Here is a 17,946-nt window from a genome sequence, read left to right on the forward strand (position 1 = left end):
GAAATCCCTGTCACACCTGGGGCCACTGCCCTGTCTCTCCTAGTACCGAGAAAGAACCTCCGGAAGGAATCCGTTATGAAGGTCGTAGTGATCGGTGGAACCGGGCTCATCGGCTCGAAGGTGGTCGGCAAGCTCAACGCGCACGGCCACGAGGCGGTCGCGGCGGCGCCCAACACCGGTGTCAACACGCTGACGGGCGAGGGCCTGGCCGAGGTCCTGGAGGGCGCGTCGGTCGTGGTCGACGTGTCCAACTCGCCCTCCTTCGCGGACGACGCCGTCATGGAGTTCTTCCGCACCTCCACGACCAACCTCCTCAAGGCGGAGACCGAGGCCGGTGTGACCCACCACGTGGCGCTGTCCGTGGTCGGCACCGAGCGCCTCCAGGCGAGCGGCTACTTCCGGGCCAAGCAGGTCCAGGAAGAACTGATCAAGGAGTCCGGGATCCCCTGGTCCATCGTCCACGCCACCCAGTTCTTCGAGTTCATGAAGGGCATCGCGGACATGTCGACCGAGGGCGACACGGTGCGGCTGGCCCCGGTCAAGATCCAGCCCATCTACTCCGACGACGTGGCCGCGGCCGTCGGCCGCACCGCGGTCGGCTCCCCGCTCAACGGTCTCGTGGAGGTCGCGGGACCCGACGTGTTCCAGCTCGACGAGCTGATCCGCAAGGGGCTCGCCGCCAAGGGCGACCCCCGCCAGGTCGTCACGGACCCGCACGCCCCGTACTCCGGTGCCGAGGTGCAGGAGAACACGCTCGTCCCGGGGCCGGGTGCGCAGATCGCCGAGACCCGGTTCACGGACTGGCTGGCGCAGCAGCACTAGCCTCGCGCTTTCATGAAGCGGGCTGTCCGATAGGCGGTCAGGCAAGCAGAAAGTGCCTCTGACCAGCAAGAATGAGGATTGTCTAGGTCCTTGTTCCCGCTGAAACCAAAGGCACTTTCCAGGTGAAGAAGCCTATCGGGTCCTACCCCCGTGTCCGTATCCGGGAGGACGGCCGGGCCGTGGTCTCGCAGGCCGGTTCGGTCCTGCTGATCGAAACTGTCCGCAAGACCGGTCTTGACCAGGCCTTATCCGCAGCCCTGACCTTGTGGCGGAAGCCGCGGGCCGTCCACGACCCCGGCAAGATACTCGTGGACCTCGCACTGGCGGTCGCGCTGGGCGGGGACTGCCTCGCCGATATCACCCTGCTGCGGTCCGAGCCTGCCGTGTTCGGGCCGGTCGCCTCCGACCCTACGGTCTCCCGGCTGATCGACACCCTTGCCGCCTCGGGCGAGAAGGCGCTGACCGCCATCCGCGCCGCACGTTCCGAAGTCCGCCGACGCGTCTGGGAGTTGGCCGGCAACCGGGCTCCGGACACCGGCGGACAGGTGACCGTGGACCTGGACGGGGTCCTGGTCGTCGCGCACTCGGACAAGCAGGACGCGGCCCCGACCTGGAAGAAGTCCTACGGTCATCACCCGCTCATGGGGTTCGTCGACCACGGTCCGGGAGGGACCGGTGAACCCGTCGCCGCCCTGCTGAGACCCGGGAACGCGGGCTCGAACACGGCCGTCGACCACATCGCAGCCGCCCGCCTGGCCCTCGCTCAACTGCCCAAAAAGTACCGGCAAGGACGGCGGACGCTGATCCGCTGTGATTCTGCGGGCGGCACCCATGAGTTCGTGGCCTGGCTCGCCCAGCGCGGGCGTTGGCTGTCCTACTCGGTCGGCATGGTGATCACCGAGGCCATCCACCAGCACGTTCTTCAGATCCCCGCATCGGCCTGGACGCCCGCGGTCGAGCCGGACGGCGAGGTTCGTGACGGGGCCTGGGTCGCCGAACTCACCGGAGACCTGCTCGACGGCTGGCCGCAGGGCATTCGGTTGCTCGTCCGCAAGGAACGTCCCCACCCCGGAGCCCAGTTGCGGATCACGGATGCGGACGGCATGCGTCTCACGTGCTTCGCCACCAACACCGCCGACCGGCCGATCGCCGAACTCGAGCTCCGTCACCGGTTGCGGGCTCGCGCGGAGGACCGGATCCGAGCCGCCCGGGCCACCGGGCTCCGCAACCTTCCCCTGCACGACACCGCGCAGAATCAGGTCTGGCTGGAGACCGTCCAGATGGCGCTCGATCTGCTGGCCTGGATGCCCATGCTCGCCCTGACCGGCCAGGCGAGACTTTGGGAACCGCGTCGCTTGCGGTTCCGCCTGTTCTCCGCGGCCGGCCAGCTCGTCATCACCGGCCGGCGCCGCCTCCTCCGCCTTGCCCGCCACTGGCCCTGGACCCGCGAGATCACAGACGCCCTCGAACGGCTCGCACTCTTGCCGAACCCCGGCTGACCAGCAGCTTTCCCACCCCTACGAGCAGCATCACCCTCACCCGGAACAGTGGAAACCGGCGTCCACCCGAGACGACACCCGGGCCCCCGGCCTGCCCGGTCTCGGCCATCGACAACGAAATGGGCCGCCGACTTCGTCGACGGCCCATCAAGAAAGATCGAGGCTAGTCCTGCCGGTGGTCCCCTGCCCTCGGGCAGGGGACCACATTCCGCTGTGAACTCCGCTCACAAGGAAATGGCCTTCCATGCCCGACCACAGGGAATTGACGATTTCGGAGAACCGGGAAGGAATGGCGGCCACAGTCGTGTCGCTGACCGCCGAAGCCACCGAACTGGAAACCCGCGCCGCCGAACTGCGCCGGGAACTAGTGGACGTCGACAAACGGATGGAAGCCATTTCCGACGCTCTGCACCGGCTGCGCTAGGCCGGTGTCGCCTCGCCTTCGAGGCTGAGGGTGCGGATCTCCTTGCGGGAGGAGATCCCGAGCTTGGAGAAGACCTTGCGGAGGTGCCATTCGACCGTGTGGCGGCTGATGAACAGCTGGACGCCGATCTCGGAGTTCGTGAGCCCCTCGCCGGCGAGGCGGGCGATCTGCGCCTCCTGGGCGGTGAGGGCCGCGGGCGTCGCGACGACCTGGCTGCGCACCTTCACCCCCGCGGCCTGCAACTCGCTTCGCGCGCGTTCGGCGAACGCCTCGGCACCGAACTCGCCGAACATGTCGTGGGCGACGCCCAGTTGGGCACGGGCGTCGACGCGGCGGTTCTCGCGACGCAGCCATTCGCCGTACAGGAGGTGTGCGCGGGCCAGCTCCACGCGGACCCTGGTCCGGGCGAGCCGCTCGATCGCCTCGCGGTGGAGCCGCTCCGCCGTGTCGCCCTCGCTCAGCAGCGCCCGCGAGCGCGCTTCGACACCGAGCGCCCAGTCCGTGCCGCTGGCCCGGGTCGCCACGGACAACTGGTCGAGCGCGTCGGTGGCCGACTCGGGCGAGCCACTGCGTACGGCAGCCTCGACCAGCTCGACGAGGCCCCAGCGCGGGGAGGCGAACTCGTACGGATGGGCGGCCGCCTCCTGGGCGGCGGTCAGCGCTTCCGCGTACTGGCCGAGGCCGTTGCAGAGCACCGCGTGGTACCAGTGGGTGACGGTGACGGCGGCCCCCTGCCCTCGCGGTACCGCCTCGCTCATGATCGTGTCGATCAGCGCCCGGGCCTCGCTCTCACGGCCCCGCCAGGCGGCCAGACCGAGCGGCAGTACGCGCGTCGGGTTGCTCCCGATCGCCGCGCACACCGTCGCGACCTCGTCGACCAGCGACGCGACCGCCGTCAGCTCCCCGGCGAGGAGGTGTGCGTGCGCACGGGCTTCGAGCACGTCGGGCAGGGCGCTGAGTGCGCCGGCCGCGCGGGTGATCGTCAGATGACGGGCCGCGAGCAGATGCCCGCGTTCGTCGTCCCACAGGTCCGAGGCGAGGACCCCGGCGAGCCAGAGCCAGCGCAGCGCGTCCTGGACGGGGAGTTCCTCGTCGCAGAACGCTTCGAGGACGCGTCCCATCATCGGCACCGAGGCCGGATACCCGTCGGTGAGGCGCACGGCGACGGCGTCCAGCAGCAGGTCGGGCAGCCGCGACGGCCGCTGGGGCGGTGGCGCGGCGCGCGCCGCCTCGCCCACCTCCGGCAGTCCCGGGCCGTGTGCCAGCCGACCGGCGAATATCGCGGCCGCGACGGCGTCCAGGTAGGTGTCGCGGGCGAGTGCGGCATCGAGCGGCCCGAACCGGCGGGCGGCGGTGAGCAGCAGCTCGGGTGCCTCACTGCCACGGTTCTGGGCGAACGCGATCCCGGCGTTCAGTACGTCGATCCGGGCGCGCCCCAGTTCGTCGAGGGGTCCGGCCGCCGCCGTGGTGAGGAGGGCCGCCGCCGGTTCGAAGGCACCGGCGTGGAGGGTCGCCTGTGCGGCGTCGACCGCGCGCTGCGCCCGCCGGGCGGGATCCTGTGTGAGTGTGGCCGCGCGCTGGAGGAACGCGGCCGCCGCCGCGATGCCTCCGCGTGCCTGTGCCCGGTCCGCGGAACGCTCCAGTTCGGCGGCGACCGTCTCGTCGGGTCCCGGGGTCGCGGCGGCGAGATGCCAGGCCCTGCGGTCGGGGTCGAGCCGGGCGTCGGTCGCGTCGGCGAGCGCCTGGTGCGCCTCGCGCCGGTCCTGCGGGCTCGCCGCACGATAGGCGGCCGAGCGCACGAGCGGGTGCCGGAAACGTACCCAGGTGCCGAGGGTGATCAGTTCCGCCGCGTCGGGGTGGGATGCGGCGGTGTCGACGTCGATGCCCAGCCGTTCGGCGGCGCCCCGCAGCAGCGTCACGTCGCCGATGGGTTCGGCCGCGGCGGTGAACAGCAGGCGCCGGGTCTCGGCGGGCAGCGCCTGGACGCGGCGGAGGAAGTCCTGTTCGATCTGGCTCGGCAGGGACAGTGTGTCGGGGCGGCCGAAGCCGCCCGCCAGCTCCGTCGTGGTCGCCCCGCGAGGCAGTTCCAGCAGGGCCAGCGGGTTGCCGCGCGACTCGGCGACGATCCGGTCGCGCACCCGCTGGTCGAGCGGCCCGGTGACGACCGAGTCGAGGAGTTCGCGGGAGTCGTTCTCGGACAGTCCCGTCACGGGCAGTTCGGGCAGACCGTCGAGGGCCTCACCGGCGCTGAGTTCACGGACGGCGAAGACGAGGGCGACCGGTTCCACGAGCAGCCGACGGGCGACGAACGCCAGGGTCAGCGCGGAGGCGCGGTCCAGCCACTGCGCGTCGTCGACGAGGCAGACCAGCGGCCGGTTCCCGCCGGCGTCCGCGATGAGGCTCAGCGTCGCCAGGCCCACGAGGAACCGGTCGGGCGCGGCGCCGCCCCGCAGTCCGAACGCCGTGCCGAGTGCGTCGCGTTGCGGCTCGGGCAGCTGGTCGAGGCCGGCCAGCAGCGGAGCGCAGAGCTGGTGCAGTCCGGCGTAGGAGAGTTCCATCTCGGACTGGACGCCGGAGAACCTGACCGTGCGGCATCCGGTGGCCCGGCCGAGGAAGTACTTCAGCAGTTCGGTCTTGCCGATCCCCGCCTCACCGCGCAGGACCAGTACACCGCTGCGCCCGGCCCTGGCGCCGGCCAGCAGGGCGTCGAGGGCCTGACACTCGTGCTGCCTTCCGAGGAGTCCGGCGCCCGCACCGCTCCTCGCCATGGCAGTTCTCCTGTCTGACACACCCCGGTCGGTATCGTAATACGCCTCCCGATCGCCGTGCTGGTGTGGTTGTGGAAGCAAAGACAGGCACTTGTTGCCGACGGGACCTGGTCCCCTACGGTCGCGGGAGGTCCGTCTCCGCGCTCGCGCCCCGCTGGGCGCGGACGATCGCGATCACGGTCTCGGTGGTGCGGTCGAGGTAGCTGCGGCCGTCGGGCAGTCGGCCCTCCGGGCTGATGTAGCTGCGCGGGCCGAGGTGGGTGGCCGGGTCGAGCCGGTGCACGGTGATCTTCCCGGCGCGGTCGGCGCGATTCCATTTGCTGCCGCGAAAAAGTCGCCAACGCTGCGGGAAGATCCAGGTACCGACCCGTTCGATCCGGTCGCCCGCGCTGGTGAGCCGATGGACGTGTTCGGCGTGGGTGAGGTCGTTGGCGCCGTTGTGGAACCCGCCGAGCATGATCACCGTGAGCGGGCAGCGCAGCTGGGCGTGGAGTTCCTCGACCGCGCCGGTGGCGACCTGGGCGCCGCCGCTGTAGCCGAGCAGCACGACGGGGATGCCGCTGCCGGGCTCGTACCCGGCGAGCCGGAGTTGCGTGGCGATCTGGGAGCCGACGGCCCTGTTGTAGAGGGGGCGGTAGCGGCGGTCGGCGGCGACGAAGACCTGCATGACGTTGTGCAGGAACAGCAGCAGCCCGGCATGGTGGCGCAGCCACCAGGTCCACGCCGGCCGGTCGGCGAGCGGGTCGGCCAGTGGCGAGTACGGCTGCACCTGGCCGAGTACCCGTAGCTCGGGCGCCCCGGCGAGCACGGCCTTGACCAGCTGGCCGCCGTCCCGGGTGTCGCGGACGCGGCGCTTGCCAATGCCGTCGAGGTAGACGAGGTAGGCGTCCGGTGGGCTGTCGGGGGCCGCGCCCCGGGCGTAGGGCGTGCCCGCCGGGAGTTCGGTGACGGGGGCCCGCCAGCCGGCGCTGTAGGCGAGCACCTCGTAGCGGGCCAGGAGGGCTTCGGCGATCAGGGCCGGTCCGAGGAGACAGGCCCAGAGCAGGAAGTCGTTCATACGGTCACCTCCGGCGGCGGGGTCGCGCTGACCCGTACGACCAGTCGCCGTACGCATTCCACGGTGACGCCGAGACCGATTCCCGCGACGGTCACGCATCCGGCGGCGCTCCACCAGCCGAGCCCGGTCGCGGTTGCCAGGGGTGCGACCAGACCTGCTCCGACGCCGACGAAGACCACCAGGTGGAGGAGGGGGCCGAGCAGCGGGAAGGCGAGGACGGCGGAGAGCACGAGCGGGGCGACCAGGCTCGGCGTCCACTCCAGGCCGGTGCCCGGAGGCGGGGTGGACAGCACCAGTTCGGCCAGGGTCCAGGCGGTCAGCGGCCACAGGGCGAACACGGTGGCCTCGACGAGGCCTGCGGCCACCAGCAGCCCGGCCACGAAGGTGCGGGACATGCCGGGCCGGCGGGACACCAGGGGCAGGATGCGTCCGGCGGCCTCCGACAGCCCGGCGAACAGCAGCAGCACGATGACGGGGGACATCGCCGCTCAGCCTCTCGGTGACGGGTCGACGTGCACCGGCTGCCGGACCGGTCCGGCCTCCCGCAGATACTCCTCGAGCTCGTCGGCGGCCCGTCGATAGCCGCCCGCCTTGTGCTGGGCGGCCCGCAGTTCGGTCGCCGCGGCCCGGAACCCGGGTTCGTGGAGCAGGCGCCGGGCGAGGGCGCGTACGGAGACCCTTTCGACGTCCTCGGTACGGATCGACAGGCCGGCGCCGAGTTCGACGACGCGTCGGGCCACCATCGGCTGGTCGGCGCCCTGCGGGACCACCAGCAGCGGAACCCCGGCGTACATGGCCTCGTTGACGCTGTTCATGCCGCCGTGGGTGACGAACAGGGCCGCGCGGGCCAGTACGTCCGGCTGCGGTACGAAGCGGCGGGCGAGGACGTTGGCCGGCAGCGGCCCGAGCGCGTCGGGGTCGGACTGCCCGGTGGACACGATCACGGTGCCGCCCAGCGGGGCGAGCGCGGTCGCGAACGTGCGCAGCAGCTGCGGGTCGGCGTTGAACACCGTGCCCAGTGAGGCGTACAGAACCGGGTCCTGGAGCCGGTCGAACGGGAACGACGGGTCGGCAGGGCGGGCGCCGATGCTCGGGCCGACGAAACGGTAGGAGCGGTCGAAGTCCTCGGCGGCGGGCTGGAACTCCCGTGAGGTGTACACGAGGTTGAGCGGCTGGCGGATGTTCGCCACGTCGATCAGCGGCAGGCCTCCGGCGGCGAAACGCCGGTGCAGCGTCCAACGGGACCGCAGATATCCCTGGAGGCTGCCGGGCCGCTTCCGCGCGGCGTCCAGCAACTCCTTCGAGCCGTGGGTCGGGCTGGGGACCTCGCGGTTGAAGGCGAACGTGGTGAACGACGAGACCGCCGGAACCCCGAGTTCACGGGCGGCGACCGCGCCCCACAGACAGGCGCTGTCGTGGACGATCAGATCGGGTGGCTCGCGCCGGAGGTCGCTCAGCACGGCGGGCAGCCAGCGTACGGCGGTGGTCGCGAGCGCCTCCATCCAGGTGAGCGGCGTGGGCGGGTCGGGGAACGGCTGGTCGCCCCCGCGGTAGAGGTGCACGGTCCCGCCGACGGCCTCGATCTCCTCCCGGAACTCGGGCGTGGTGTGGTAGGTGACGGTGTGGCCGCGCCGGACCAGTTCGGCCACGAGCGGCAGCGTCGGATTGACATGGCCGTGCATGCCGATGTTGAGGAACGCGATGGTGCTCACAGGCCTGCCTCCAATGGGGACGTAGTTGTCGCCCCGCCACGAAGGGCGGGTGCCGTCGAGGGGGCGTCGACGCGGTACAGACCCGGCCCGTCGATGTGCAGCCCGTCGAGAAAGCGCCCCGCCGTGCGGGAGGCGGTGTTGATCAGGCGCTGGGAATGGCGGAAGTCCCAGGGGGCGGGCCAGGCCTCGATGCCGGTGGGAAGCACCACGGTCGGCAGGTGCTGGGACACCTCGTGCAGGTCGCGTTCGATCTGGTGGCGCAGCAGGAGCAGCCCGGCCCTGGCGGCGATCGCACCGGCGCGTCGGCGCGGATCGACGGGTTGCAGCGGCGAGCTCTCCGGACCGGTCGCCACCACGACGATGCTGGCCGCCCCGGCCTGCTGGGCCGCCAGTACGGGGACGTAGGCGACCACTCCGCCGTCGACGAGGGTGTGGCCCCCGCGTTCCACCGGGGGCAGTACGCCGGGAATGGCGGCGCTCGCCAGCAGGGCGGACTCGAGGTCTCCGTGGTCGAGCAGCACCGGAGTGCCGGTGACCAGGTCCATGGCCACGGCGGTGAACGGGACGGCCAGCTGTTCGATCGTCGACGGCAGTCCGGCCCTGGCGATCAGGCGGCGCAGACCGCGGTCGGTGAAGAGGCTGGCCCGTGAGGACAGATAGCCGAGCGGATACACCTCACGGCGCCGCAACTGGGTCCACACGTGGTCCAGCCATGGCGCGGCCCGCTCGGGGTGGGTCGCCGCGATCGCCCCGTTGAGGGCACCCACCGAGGTCCCGATGATCATGTCCGGGACGAATCCGCGCTGCTCCAGCGCGTACCCGACACCGACGTGCGCCGCCCCGAGCACCCCACCGGCGCCCACCACCACCGCCACGGGGCGGGGAAGGGCGTGCAGGCCCGCCGATGTCGGCTCCCCGGGCGGCCGGTTCGATGACGGGGGACGAGTGACCCTCACGGTGATCAACCTTTCTTCCCATGGCGCTGAATCGGATGTGGTCCCGCAAGGAGGACCGGGCTACCACTCGATCTGTGACACCACCGTCACGATCACAATGTGTGAGTCCCGGGCTGCCACCGTGTGTTCCGGCCATGAACGTCCGTGTCCGTGCCGTGCAGAGCGGTGCGCAGGGTGTGGATCGCCTGGTCCACCGCGGTGGTCGCGGCCTGGGTGGACCGGAGGGGGTTGAGCATCATGAAGTCGTGCGGGGCGCCGTTGATCCGGATGCTGACGGTGGGTACGTCGGCCTGGGTCAACCGGCGGGCGTACGCCTCTCCCTCGTCCCGCAGTACGTCGCTGCCGTCGACGATGACGAGTGCGGGCGGCAGCCCTTGCAGTTCCTCCAGGCTCGCCAGGAGCGGTGAGGCGGTGATCTCCGTCCGCCGGGCCGGGTCGGGGGTGTAGCAGTCCCAGAACCAGGCCATGGCTCTGGCCGTGAGGTAGGGGCCGTCCGCGAACTCCCGGTAGCTGTCGGTGTTCTGGGCCGCGTCGGTGACGGGGTAGTACAGCGACTGGTGCACGAAGGTCACGTCGCCGCGCCGCTTGGCCATGAGGGTCAGGGCCGCGGTCATGTTGCCGCCCACGGAGTCGCCGGCCACGGCCAGGCGGGAGGAGTCCAGGCCGAGTTCGGCGCCGTTCACGGTGATCCACCGGGCCGTCGCGTAGGCCTGTTCGACGGCGACCGGGTATCTGGCCTCGGGTGCGCGGTCGTACTCCACGAAGACGACGGCGGCGTTCGTGCCGACGGCCAGCTCGCGCACCAGACGGTCATGGGTGCCGGCGTTGCCCATGACCCAGCCCCCGCCGTGCACGTACAGGACGACCGGCAGTGTGCCGTGGCCGCCGAGGGGCTTCACGATGCGGACCGGTACGTCGCCCACCTCGGCGGGCACCGTGATCCATTTCTCGTCCACGTCCGGCATGTCCACCGGCTCCGCCTGGAGTTCGTCCAGGAACTTACGGGCACCTTCCGGACCCAGCTCGTGCAGGAACGGTGGGACGGACGTCGTGTCCGCGAGTTCCTGAGCCGCGGTCTCAAGAACGTGCTTCGTCATCACGGCACTCCTTGGGTCGGCAGGCTCGTGCCCACTGTCACCTCTATGACAGGGCGCGCGCCGAAGGTGTGACAGGCCCGCCCGGCCACGGTTCCCCCGTGGCACGACCACGGAGTCTCCTACGGGTTCCTACGGGCGCGCTCGGCTGCCCCCGGGCGGGATTCTGGCCATCGCACCCCTTCAAGCCGTTGCCCCCGGAGCGAGCAGAGGAGCCGGTCGTGTACACGTATCCGGTCCAAGGCAGGCAGGGTCGGGAGACGGCCGGTACGACGGCCGGCCCGACGATCGGTGACCTGGACGCCGCGACGTCGGTGTTCGTCCGCGCCAGACCCGGACTGCTCAGGATCGCGGGCCGCATCGTGGGCAACGCGAACGAGGCCGAGGACGTCATCCAGGAGGCGTGGCTCCGCTGGCAGGGCACGGACCGCACGCTCGTCCTGAACCCGTCGGCGCTGCTCAGGACGACCACCAGCCGGCTGGCCCTCAACGTCGTCCAGTCCGCCTGGAGGCGCCGGGAGTCCTGCGCCGGTCCCTGGCTCCCGGAACTCGTGGACGACCGGGTGACCCCGGAGGCGGTGGTCGAGCAGCGGGACGCCGTCGAGGCGGCGGTTCTCCTGCTGATGGAGACACTGACGCCGAGCCAACGGGCGGCCTATGTCCTGCGTGAGGGTTTCGGCTATCCGTACGGGCGGATCTCCGAGGTGCTGCGCCTGAGCATCGCCAACGCGAGGCAGCAGGTCACCCGTGCCCAGCAGCGTCTCGCCACCGGTCATTGCAGGCAGCCGGTGGACTCCGTCGCGCACCGGCGGCTCGTCCGGGCGTTCCTCGCGGCAGCCCGGTCCGGTGACCTCGCCGGCCTGGAGCGGGTCCTCTCCGAGGCCGGCTCGGATGTGGGCGGCAGGTCCTGATGGTGCCCGCCCGGGGATGTCAGTGAGCCCCTTCCAACAGCCGTACTGCCGCGCGAAGTCAGAAACCAGGCTGCGGAGGAACGTCTGACCGCAGGAGTCGGACTCGCGCGGCTGGTATGCGGCCGGGCAGGTAGACGAATCCGTTGCCGTTGTCGAGGAGCAACTCCTCATCGATGCCGTCCACGGACCAGAGGTCAACCGGCCCACCGGTGTTGTTGATCTGAAGGAAGAACTCTGCTGTCTCCTCGCCCTGACAGACGAAGATCCCCTCCACCTCAGGGCGCCGGCTGCCGGCGATCCCCCGTGCGGCACCCATCCGAGTCCAATCCAGGCCATGCTGTGCGATCGAGCGCCGATTGAGCACGGACGAAACGTGGAAGAAGTTCGACGTATCAGACACGCCAGGAGTATAGGAGGCAGTGAGGCTTCCTCCTCAGGTCGAGGCGATCAGCTCCAGGATGGTTGGAAAGGGCTCAGTGCCGGTGTTCACCGGTGATCTCCTGGTACTCCTGCGCGGTCGGCTTGATGATCTGCGCGCCTTCACCGTAGAAGCCGCGGCTGAGCCTGGCCCGCAGGCGCCGGGCAACGCGTGATCCGGCGTTCGGGCCCTCGCCGTTCACCGAGGGGCGGGCGTCGATCGGCCTGTACTGCTCGTGCTGGGTGAGCGCGTGCAGTTGTTCCTGGCCGAGCGGTTCGTGCACCTCGACGAACTCACCGTGCGGGAGGCGTTTGACGATGCCGGTCTCGCGGCCGTGCAGGACCTTGTCCCGGTCCCGGCGCTGAAGCCCGAGAGCCCACCTCTTCGTGATGGCATGGGCGGCGAGAGGTACGACGACCAGCCCGATGCGAACCGCCCACGTCACGGCATTGACCGACACATGGAGGCGGAGGGCGATGATGTCGTTCGCGGCGCCGATCAGGGCCACCAGATAGAAACTGATCCAGGCGACCCCGAGTGCCGTTCGCACCGGCCTGTTTCGCGGTCGGTCGAGCAGGTTCTGCTCACGGTCGTCGCCGGTCACCCAGGATTCGATGAACGGGTATGCGCCCAGGGCGAGGAAGAGACCGACGCCGACCAACAGCGGGATGAGGTTGTCGAGGGCCAGGGTGTAGCCCCCGAAGGTGATTTCCCAGCCGGGCATGACCCGCAGCAGCCCGTCCGCCACACCCATGTACCAGTCGGGCTGCGATCCGGCCGACACCTGGTCGGCACGGTAGGGGCCGTATTCCCAGATGGGGTTGATCTGTGCGATCGCGGCCATGACGAAAACGACACCGGAGACCAGGAAGAAGAACCCAGCCGACTTGACGGCCCGCACCTTCGGCGGCAGGCCCACCACATTCCTGTTGGTCCGCCCCCGGCCCGGATACTGCGTGTGCCGGTGGCGCAGGACCAGGATCAGATGGGCGACGAGCAGTCCCACCATGAGGGCCGGAATGATCAGAACGTGGATCGTGTTGAAGCGCGCCACCAGATCCTCCCCCGGGAACTCGCCCCCGAAGAGAAACATCGAGAGATATGTGCCGACGACCGGGATGGACAGGATCGTTCCGTTGACGACCGCGAGTCCCGTTCCGGAGAGGAGGTCGTCCGGAAGGTCGTATCCCGTCAGGCCTCCGAACATCCCGAGGATCAGCAGCAGGAATCCGAACACCCAGGTGAGTTCGCGGGGTTTACGGAAGGCGCCGGTGAAGAACACCCGCATCATGTGGACGAGCATGGCGGCCACGAAGACCAGCGCCGCCCAGTGGTGAGCCTGCCGGATCAGCAGGCCACCACGGACGTCGAAGGAGATGTGCATGGTCGAGTCGAACGCCTCGGACACCAACTGGCCCTTCAGCGGCGCATAACTGCCCTGGTACTCCACTTGCTCCATCGAGGGATGGAAGTACAGCGTCAGATACACGCCCGTCACGATGATGATGAGAAAGCTGTAGAGGCATATCTCGCCCAGCATGAACGACCAGTGGTCCGGGAATGCTCTGCGCGCTTTCTCCCGGAGCGAACCAGAAGAACCCAGGCGCCCTTCGAACCATTCGGCAACCCTTGCCCCGTCACCCATATCCGTACCACCGTCCATGAATCGCTCAAGGGGTGCGGCGTTCACGCCGCCGTGGAGACCGCGTTCGTGTCCCGGCGGGCCCCGCGTCGCCGCATCGCACGGCGTTCGCTCTCCGTCGTACCGCCCCAGATGCCTTCCACATGCCCCACGTACATGGCCCAGTCGAGGCACTGCTCCTCGACGGGGCAGCGACGGCAGACGGCTTTGGCCTCGTCGACCTGTACGTGCGTCAGGCCGCTTATTCCGATGGGGAAGAACAGGTCCGGGTCGTCGACGCGCAGACAGGCTGCCCGTTCGCGCCACCGCACGGCATAGTCCCCGCGTTCAGCAGTCATGAGAGATCAGTCCTCCGGAGTTCGTCGTTCTGCTGGAGGCCCCGGAATTCGATCATGGAGTTTCTCGGCTCCACGAGAAGGCGCCGGGGGTTTTGTCACCTGAGACCGGGCAAGGGGCGCAGGTGTGACACCCGCCTCCGTGTCACAAGATCCGTGGGTGTCCGGTCAATCGGACGGAGCCGAGAAATATGGTGTGAGAGGAAGGCCGCTGTATGGACCATGCTGACGCGGTGCCGATCGCGGAGCTGCTCGACGAGCGTCGGTATCTGCTGGATGTCGCGTACTGGATGCTGGGCAGTCCGGGCGCCGCGGAGAGCGTCGTCGACGAGACCTACCGCCGGTGGTACGCGCTGTCCGACGCCGAACACAGCCGGATCACCGCGCCCCGGTCCTGGCTCGCGAAGACCGCGGGCGGGATCTGTCTGGGCCGGCTCTCCCTCCCCGGCCGGGGCACGGCCACGGAGGCGGACGCGCCTCGCGCGCAGGCCGACAAGGAGGGGCTCGAGGAGGAGGTGGGTCAGGTGCTGCTCCATGCGCTGGACCTGCTCTCGCCCGCCGAGCGGGCGGCGTTCGTCCTCAACGACGTCTTCGGGCTGGCCCCCGGCGCGATCGCCGACGTCGTCGGACGTACCGAACCGGAGTGTGCCGAACTGGCCGACCGGGCCCGCCACAGTCTGCGGCAGCGGCGCTCACGTCCCACGACACCGGCGGAGCAGGACGCCCTCGCCCGCGCCGTCCGCCAGGCCTGCGCGAGCGAGGACGCCGAGCGGCTGGCCTCGCTGCTGTCCGCGGACGCCACCGCGTTCTTCGACGGCGGCGGCAAGGTACGAGCCCTCACCAGGCCCGTCCACGGCGACCGGCAGGTCGCCGACAGCCTGCTGACGCTCCTGGCCCACCACCCGCGCACCACGGTGACCACGCATCCCGTCAACGGCACCACGGGGCTCGTCGTCCGGTACGACCGTCAGGTCGCCGCCGTCATCAGCCTCGACATCGCCGACCATCACGTCGCCCAGGTCTGGGTCGTCCTCAACCCCGACAAACTCCGTTCCTGGAACCCGAGTCGATGAACGCGGCGATCTTGCTGGGGCTGAACACCCACATCAGCTGATGGACACCTTCCTCCGAGGCGGCCAGGGTCATGAACGCGATGGCCTGGCCGTCCCGTTGGACGAGCACACCCGTCGAACCGTTGGCGTCGACGAGCCGGGGCTCCGCCCCCCGCCAGAGCTTCGGATACGTCACCATCTTGGCCACCCGCGCACGCCCCAGCACCGGGATACGGGCACAGCCCCGCATCCCGTTGCCGTCCGACAGACTGACGATGCCGGGGGTCAGCAGGGCCTCCAGCGAAGCCACATCCCCTGTCCGGGCCGCCGCGACGAAGACGCTGAGCAGACGCCGGTGCTCCGCCGCGTCCACGCTCCCCCGCTGCTCCTCCGACAGATGCTTGCGGGCCCGGCTCACGATCTTCCGTACGTTGACGAGGCTGAGTTGAAGGATCTCGGCTATCTCGGGATAGGCGTAGTCGAACGCCTCGCGCAGTACGTACGCGGCACGTTCGGCGGGGCTCAGTCTCTCCAGCACCAGCAGCAGCGCCATTTCGAGAGCCTCGGCGCGCTGCGCGCCCAGCTCCGGGTCCGAGCTGGTGTCGACGGGCTCCGGCAGCCACGGCCCGATGTAGGTCTCCCGGCGCACTCGCGCGGACTGCGCGACGTTGATGGCCAGGCGGGTCGTCGCGCTCGACAGGAAGGCCACCGGGCTGAGCACGACGGAACGGTCGGTCTTCTGCCAGCGCAACCACACTTCCTGGACCACGTCCTCGGCCTCGACCGCGCTGCCGAGCACACGGTAGGCGATCCCGAAGAGACGGTTCCGGTGCTGCACAAAGACAGAAACAGCCTCTTCCAGGTCGCTCGTCGTGGCGGACGGTTCGAGATCCATGGTCCAGCGGTCTCCGTTCCTCCGGTTGCGTCTGCTCCACTAGACCGAGCAGGAGCCGCTTTTGTGACAGTGGCGTTCCTCGGACACACCGTGTGGGTGCGACCGTGGGTAAACTGCGGAGGCTGCCCGGCGCACTGTGCGGCGGCGCGAGTCACTGGGAGGAACACATGGTCTCCGGAGCAGCGCACAGCATCGAGATCACCGCTGAGAGCCTTCAGGAGGACCTGGCCCGCCTGCGGATCCAGAAGCAGGCGCTGGAAAGGGAGTTGGCGGCTGTAGTGGCCCATCTCGGTTCCGTGCAGCGGACTCTCAGTGCCCTGCAACCCCTGATCCGGACGGCGCCCTCCCCCGAACCGCAGACCGACGGTGTCTCCGCCGAGCCCTCGGACTCGGACGGGCAGAAGTCGTACGGCAGGCTCACCGAGCAGATCATGGAGTACTTCGCCGGCATCGGTGACACCGCCGTACGGGCCCGCGATGTCGCCGCGGCTCTCGGCCGTGACACCGACAGCGGAAGCATCAACGGTGTCCGCAGCACCCTGGACCGCCTGGTCGGCGCCTCCCGCGTACAGCGGACCGGCCGGGGCCTGTACCGCGCCGGGCGTTCATAGAAGTATCGGACGCCCGGTGGTTCAGCTCACCGCCGCCACGATCACCACGCACAGCGCGGCCAGCACGAAGGTGATCAGCGTCATCGCGATCATGGTGCCCCGCAGCCAGCGCCCGAGGCGGACACGGTGCTGTGCGTGCACCGCGCTGATGCTGTCGGCGATGTGGTCCGTCACCATGCGGGCCACATAGGTCTGTTCGTCGAGATACCAGCGCTCGATGTGGGTCTTCTGCGCCGGGGTCAGCCCGGGTTCCCGGGATACGAAGTCCGCCACGCGCTGGTGGGCCGCGTGCAGATGGGCCTCGCGGTAGAGAAAGGTCTCGATGTCGGTCAGGCCGCGTGCAGCCTCTTCACGCGCGTCCATGGTCTGCTCCAGAGAGGGAAGCGGTGCGTGGGTCGCCGCTCGTCACGAAGGCGTCCCGTGGGTGCTGGACGGAGGCGAGGGAGACGAGGTCCCTGCCGAACAGGGCCGCGGTGAGCCAGACGGTGAGCACACGGATCTTGCGCTCCCAGGTCGGCACGGCCAGGACGTGATACCCCCGGTGCATCAGCCAGGCGGGGAATCCCTTGATGACGATGTTCCGGTACTGGAAGATGCCGCGTCCCAGGCCCAGCGTGGCCACGACTCCCAGGCTGCCGTGGCGGTAGTCCCGGACCCTGCCTCCGTGCAGGCCGGCCGCGATGTTCTTGGCGAGGAGCCTGCCCTGCCGTACGGCGTGCTGGGCGTTCGGCACCGTGCGCGCCCCCGGTATCGGCAGTGCCAGGTCGGGAACGGCCGCGTCGTCCCCGGCCGCCCACACGTCGGGCAGCGGTTCACTGTCGGTGCCGACACGGAGGTCGGGCCGGACCACGAGCAGGCCCCGCTCGTCGACCGGCAGGTCCGTGTGGCTGTGCACGACCGGGTTCGAGGCGTTGCCGGCGGTCCAGACGATCAGTTCCGAGTCGAACTCCTCCCCGGTGGAGAGCACGACGTGCCCGTCGACGGCGGAGACGAGCTGAGCGTCGAGGTGCACCTGCGCGCCACGGCGTTCCAGGGAGCGCACCACCCACTCCCCCGGCCCGTCGCTCACCTCGGGCAGGATGCGGTCCCGGGCCTCGACCAGATGGAAGGACACGTCCGCCGCGCTCAGCTCCGGGTAGTACTTGAGCATCGCCGTGGCCAGCGACAGCAGTTCGCCGAAGCCCTCGACGCCGGAGAACCCGCCGCCCACGAAGGTGACGGTGAGCAGTTTGCGGCGCTCGGGGCCGGGCGGCAGTGACGCGGCCTGGTCGAACGCGGTCAGCAGCCGGTCGCGGATGGCCACGGCCTCCTCGACGTGCTTCAGACCGATGGCGTGCTCCGCCAGGCCGGGTATGGGGAAGGTACGTGTCACCGCGCCGGCGGTGACGACGATGATGTCGTAGCTCAGCTCGAAGTCGTTCCCGTCCGCCGGCCGGACCGTGACCGCCCGGTCCGCGTGCCGGACCTCCGTCACGCTCCCCGCGATCAGCCGGGTCCGGCGCAGATGGCGCCGCATCGACACGGCGGCATGGCGGGCCTCTACCGAACCGGCCGTCACCTCCGGCAGAAAGGGCTGGTACGTCATGTACGGGCGCGGGTCGACGACGGTCACCCGGGCCTCGCCCGCCCGCAGGGACTTCTCCAGGCCCCACGCGGTGTAGAAGCCCGCGTAGCCGCCGCCGACGATCAGGATCTCACGCATGGTTCCCATGACTTCCTCTGTTTCTCGTCCGTCAGTCACATAGACAGT

At 69.9% G+C, this 17,946-nt stretch carries 18 protein-coding genes; 6 read left to right on the forward strand and 12 right to left on the reverse strand.

Annotated features, from left to right (window positions below; genetic code table 11):
- Positions 1-75: 75 nt before the first annotated feature.
- The 3 genes from OG787_RS01610 (at position 76) to OG787_RS01620 (ending at position 2,745) form a co-directional block, all read left to right on the forward strand.
- On the forward strand, positions 76-822 hold the full coding sequence (locus OG787_RS01610; protein ID WP_369034237.1) for an SDR family oxidoreductase: 747 nt from the start codon (positions 76-78) through the stop codon (positions 820-822).
- Positions 823-944: 122 nt separating this feature from the next.
- Positions 945-2,321, forward strand: a complete 1,377-nt coding sequence (locus OG787_RS01615; protein ID WP_405534056.1) for an IS1380 family transposase — start codon at positions 945-947, stop codon at positions 2,319-2,321.
- A 244-nt stretch (positions 2,322-2,565) separates the two neighbouring features.
- Positions 2,566-2,745: a hypothetical protein gene (locus OG787_RS01620; RefSeq protein WP_235472515.1), complete on the forward strand. Its 180-nt coding sequence runs from the start codon at positions 2,566-2,568 to the stop codon at positions 2,743-2,745.
- Here OG787_RS01620 and OG787_RS01625 read toward each other — a convergent pair.
- From OG787_RS01625 to OG787_RS01650, 6 genes are all read right to left on the reverse strand, one after another.
- A complete protein-coding gene (locus tag OG787_RS01625) occupies positions 2,742-5,513 on the reverse strand; it encodes an ATP-binding protein (protein WP_405534057.1) in 2,772 nt (923 codons plus the stop codon). The genes OG787_RS01620 and OG787_RS01625 overlap by 4 nt on opposite strands.
- 115 nt (positions 5,514-5,628) lie before the next feature.
- Positions 5,629-6,570, reverse strand: a complete 942-nt coding sequence (locus tag OG787_RS01630; protein WP_405534058.1) for a hypothetical protein — start codon at positions 6,568-6,570, stop codon at positions 5,629-5,631.
- Complete coding sequence (locus OG787_RS01635; protein ID WP_369034241.1) at positions 6,567-7,052, reverse strand: hypothetical protein; 486 nt, start codon at positions 7,050-7,052, stop codon at positions 6,567-6,569. Before OG787_RS01635 ends, OG787_RS01630 begins: the two co-directional genes overlap by 4 nt.
- A gap of 6 nt (positions 7,053-7,058) precedes the next feature.
- Positions 7,059-8,282 carry a macrolide family glycosyltransferase gene (locus OG787_RS01640; RefSeq protein WP_405534059.1) on the reverse strand — a complete coding sequence of 408 codons (1,224 nt, stop codon included), beginning with the start codon at positions 8,280-8,282 and terminating at the stop codon, positions 7,059-7,061.
- Positions 8,279-9,238 (reverse strand): patatin-like phospholipase family protein, encoded by a 960-nt coding sequence (locus OG787_RS01645; protein WP_405534060.1) that lies wholly within the window; start codon positions 9,236-9,238, stop codon positions 8,279-8,281. The genes OG787_RS01640 and OG787_RS01645 overlap by 4 nt, the downstream gene beginning before the upstream one ends.
- A gap of 92 nt (positions 9,239-9,330) precedes the next feature.
- Positions 9,331-10,335 carry an alpha/beta hydrolase gene (locus tag OG787_RS01650; RefSeq protein WP_369034244.1) on the reverse strand — a complete coding sequence of 335 codons (1,005 nt, stop codon included), beginning with the start codon at positions 10,333-10,335 and terminating at the stop codon, positions 9,331-9,333.
- Positions 10,336-10,553: 218 nt separating this feature from the next.
- Here OG787_RS01650 and OG787_RS01655 point away from each other — a divergent pair, with 218 nt between their 5' ends.
- Entirely contained in the window at positions 10,554-11,243 is a 690-nt protein-coding gene (locus tag OG787_RS01655; RefSeq protein WP_405534061.1) for a sigma factor-like helix-turn-helix DNA-binding protein, read from the forward strand.
- A 58-nt stretch (positions 11,244-11,301) separates the two neighbouring features.
- Here the strand turns inward: OG787_RS01655 and OG787_RS01660 are convergent, their stop codons facing one another.
- From OG787_RS01660 to OG787_RS01670, 3 genes are all read right to left on the reverse strand, one after another.
- Entirely contained in the window at positions 11,302-11,643 is a 342-nt protein-coding gene (locus OG787_RS01660) for a hypothetical protein (protein WP_369034246.1), read from the reverse strand.
- A 73-nt stretch (positions 11,644-11,716) separates the two neighbouring features.
- Positions 11,717-13,324, reverse strand: coding sequence for a cytochrome bc complex cytochrome b subunit (locus tag OG787_RS01665; RefSeq protein ID WP_405534062.1), 1,608 nt, complete (start codon positions 13,322-13,324; stop codon positions 11,717-11,719).
- A 23-nt stretch (positions 13,325-13,347) separates the two neighbouring features.
- Complete coding sequence (locus OG787_RS01670) at positions 13,348-13,641, reverse strand: WhiB family transcriptional regulator (RefSeq protein WP_369034248.1); 294 nt, start codon at positions 13,639-13,641, stop codon at positions 13,348-13,350.
- A gap of 212 nt (positions 13,642-13,853) precedes the next feature.
- Here OG787_RS01670 and OG787_RS01675 point away from each other — a divergent pair, with 212 nt between their 5' ends.
- A complete protein-coding gene (locus tag OG787_RS01675) occupies positions 13,854-14,711 on the forward strand; it encodes an RNA polymerase subunit sigma (protein ID WP_405534063.1) in 858 nt (285 codons plus the stop codon).
- On the opposite strand, the gene OG787_RS01680 is transcribed toward OG787_RS01675, so the two are convergent.
- Complete coding sequence (locus OG787_RS01680) at positions 14,671-15,585, reverse strand: sigma-70 family RNA polymerase sigma factor (RefSeq protein WP_369034250.1); 915 nt, start codon at positions 15,583-15,585, stop codon at positions 14,671-14,673. The genes OG787_RS01675 and OG787_RS01680 overlap by 41 nt on opposite strands.
- Positions 15,586-15,752: 167 nt before the next feature.
- Between OG787_RS01680 and OG787_RS01685 the strand changes: the two genes are divergently transcribed.
- Positions 15,753-16,196, forward strand: coding sequence for a hypothetical protein (locus OG787_RS01685; protein ID WP_405534064.1), 444 nt, complete (start codon positions 15,753-15,755; stop codon positions 16,194-16,196).
- A gap of 21 nt (positions 16,197-16,217) precedes the next feature.
- Here the strand turns inward: OG787_RS01685 and OG787_RS01690 are convergent, their stop codons facing one another.
- Positions 16,218-16,559, reverse strand: coding sequence for a hypothetical protein (locus OG787_RS01690; protein ID WP_369034252.1), 342 nt, complete (start codon positions 16,557-16,559; stop codon positions 16,218-16,220).
- Positions 16,546-17,898 carry an NAD(P)/FAD-dependent oxidoreductase gene (locus OG787_RS01695; RefSeq protein ID WP_405540379.1) on the reverse strand — a complete coding sequence of 451 codons (1,353 nt, stop codon included), beginning with the start codon at positions 17,896-17,898 and terminating at the stop codon, positions 16,546-16,548. The genes OG787_RS01690 and OG787_RS01695 overlap by 14 nt, the downstream gene beginning before the upstream one ends.
- Positions 17,899-17,946: the final 48 nt, after the last annotated feature.

Source organism: Streptomyces sp. NBC_00075, assembly GCF_045041225.1.
Taxonomy (GTDB): domain Bacteria; phylum Actinomycetota; class Actinomycetes; order Streptomycetales; family Streptomycetaceae; genus Streptomyces; species Streptomyces adonidis.

What these genes read in the sequence shown, in the direction of transcription:
- OG787_RS01625 (WP_405534057.1), bottom strand. Translation starts at nt 5,513, where the DNA reads ATGGCGAGGAGCGGTGCGGGCGCCGGACTCCTCGGAAGGCAGCACGAG.
- OG787_RS01635 (WP_369034241.1), bottom strand. Translation starts at nt 7,052, where the DNA reads ATGTCCCCCGTCATCGTGCTGCTGCTGTTCGCCGGGCTGTCGGAGGCC.
- OG787_RS01685 (WP_405534064.1), top strand. Translation starts at nt 15,753, where the DNA reads ATGGTCTCCGGAGCAGCGCACAGCATCGAGATCACCGCTGAGAGCCTT.
- OG787_RS01670 (WP_369034248.1), bottom strand. Translation starts at nt 13,641, where the DNA reads ATGACTGCTGAACGCGGGGACTATGCCGTGCGGTGGCGCGAACGGGCA.
- OG787_RS01650 (WP_369034244.1), bottom strand. Translation starts at nt 10,335, where the DNA reads ATGACGAAGCACGTTCTTGAGACCGCGGCTCAGGAACTCGCGGACACG.
- OG787_RS01665 (WP_405534062.1), bottom strand. Translation starts at nt 13,324, where the DNA reads ATGGACGGTGGTACGGATATGGGTGACGGGGCAAGGGTTGCCGAATGG.
- OG787_RS01610 (WP_369034237.1), top strand. Translation starts at nt 76, where the DNA reads ATGAAGGTCGTAGTGATCGGTGGAACCGGGCTCATCGGCTCGAAGGTG.
- OG787_RS01630 (WP_405534058.1), bottom strand. Translation starts at nt 6,570, where the DNA reads ATGAACGACTTCCTGCTCTGGGCCTGTCTCCTCGGACCGGCCCTGATC.
- OG787_RS01680 (WP_369034250.1), bottom strand. Translation starts at nt 15,585, where the DNA reads ATGGATCTCGAACCGTCCGCCACGACGAGCGACCTGGAAGAGGCTGTT.
- OG787_RS01695 (WP_405540379.1), bottom strand. Translation starts at nt 17,898, where the DNA reads ATGCGTGAGATCCTGATCGTCGGCGGCGGCTACGCGGGCTTCTACACC.
- OG787_RS01690 (WP_369034252.1), bottom strand. Translation starts at nt 16,559, where the DNA reads ATGGACGCGCGTGAAGAGGCTGCACGCGGCCTGACCGACATCGAGACC.
- OG787_RS01675 (WP_405534063.1), top strand. Translation starts at nt 13,854, where the DNA reads ATGGACCATGCTGACGCGGTGCCGATCGCGGAGCTGCTCGACGAGCGT.
- OG787_RS01620 (WP_235472515.1), top strand. Translation starts at nt 2,566, where the DNA reads ATGCCCGACCACAGGGAATTGACGATTTCGGAGAACCGGGAAGGAATG.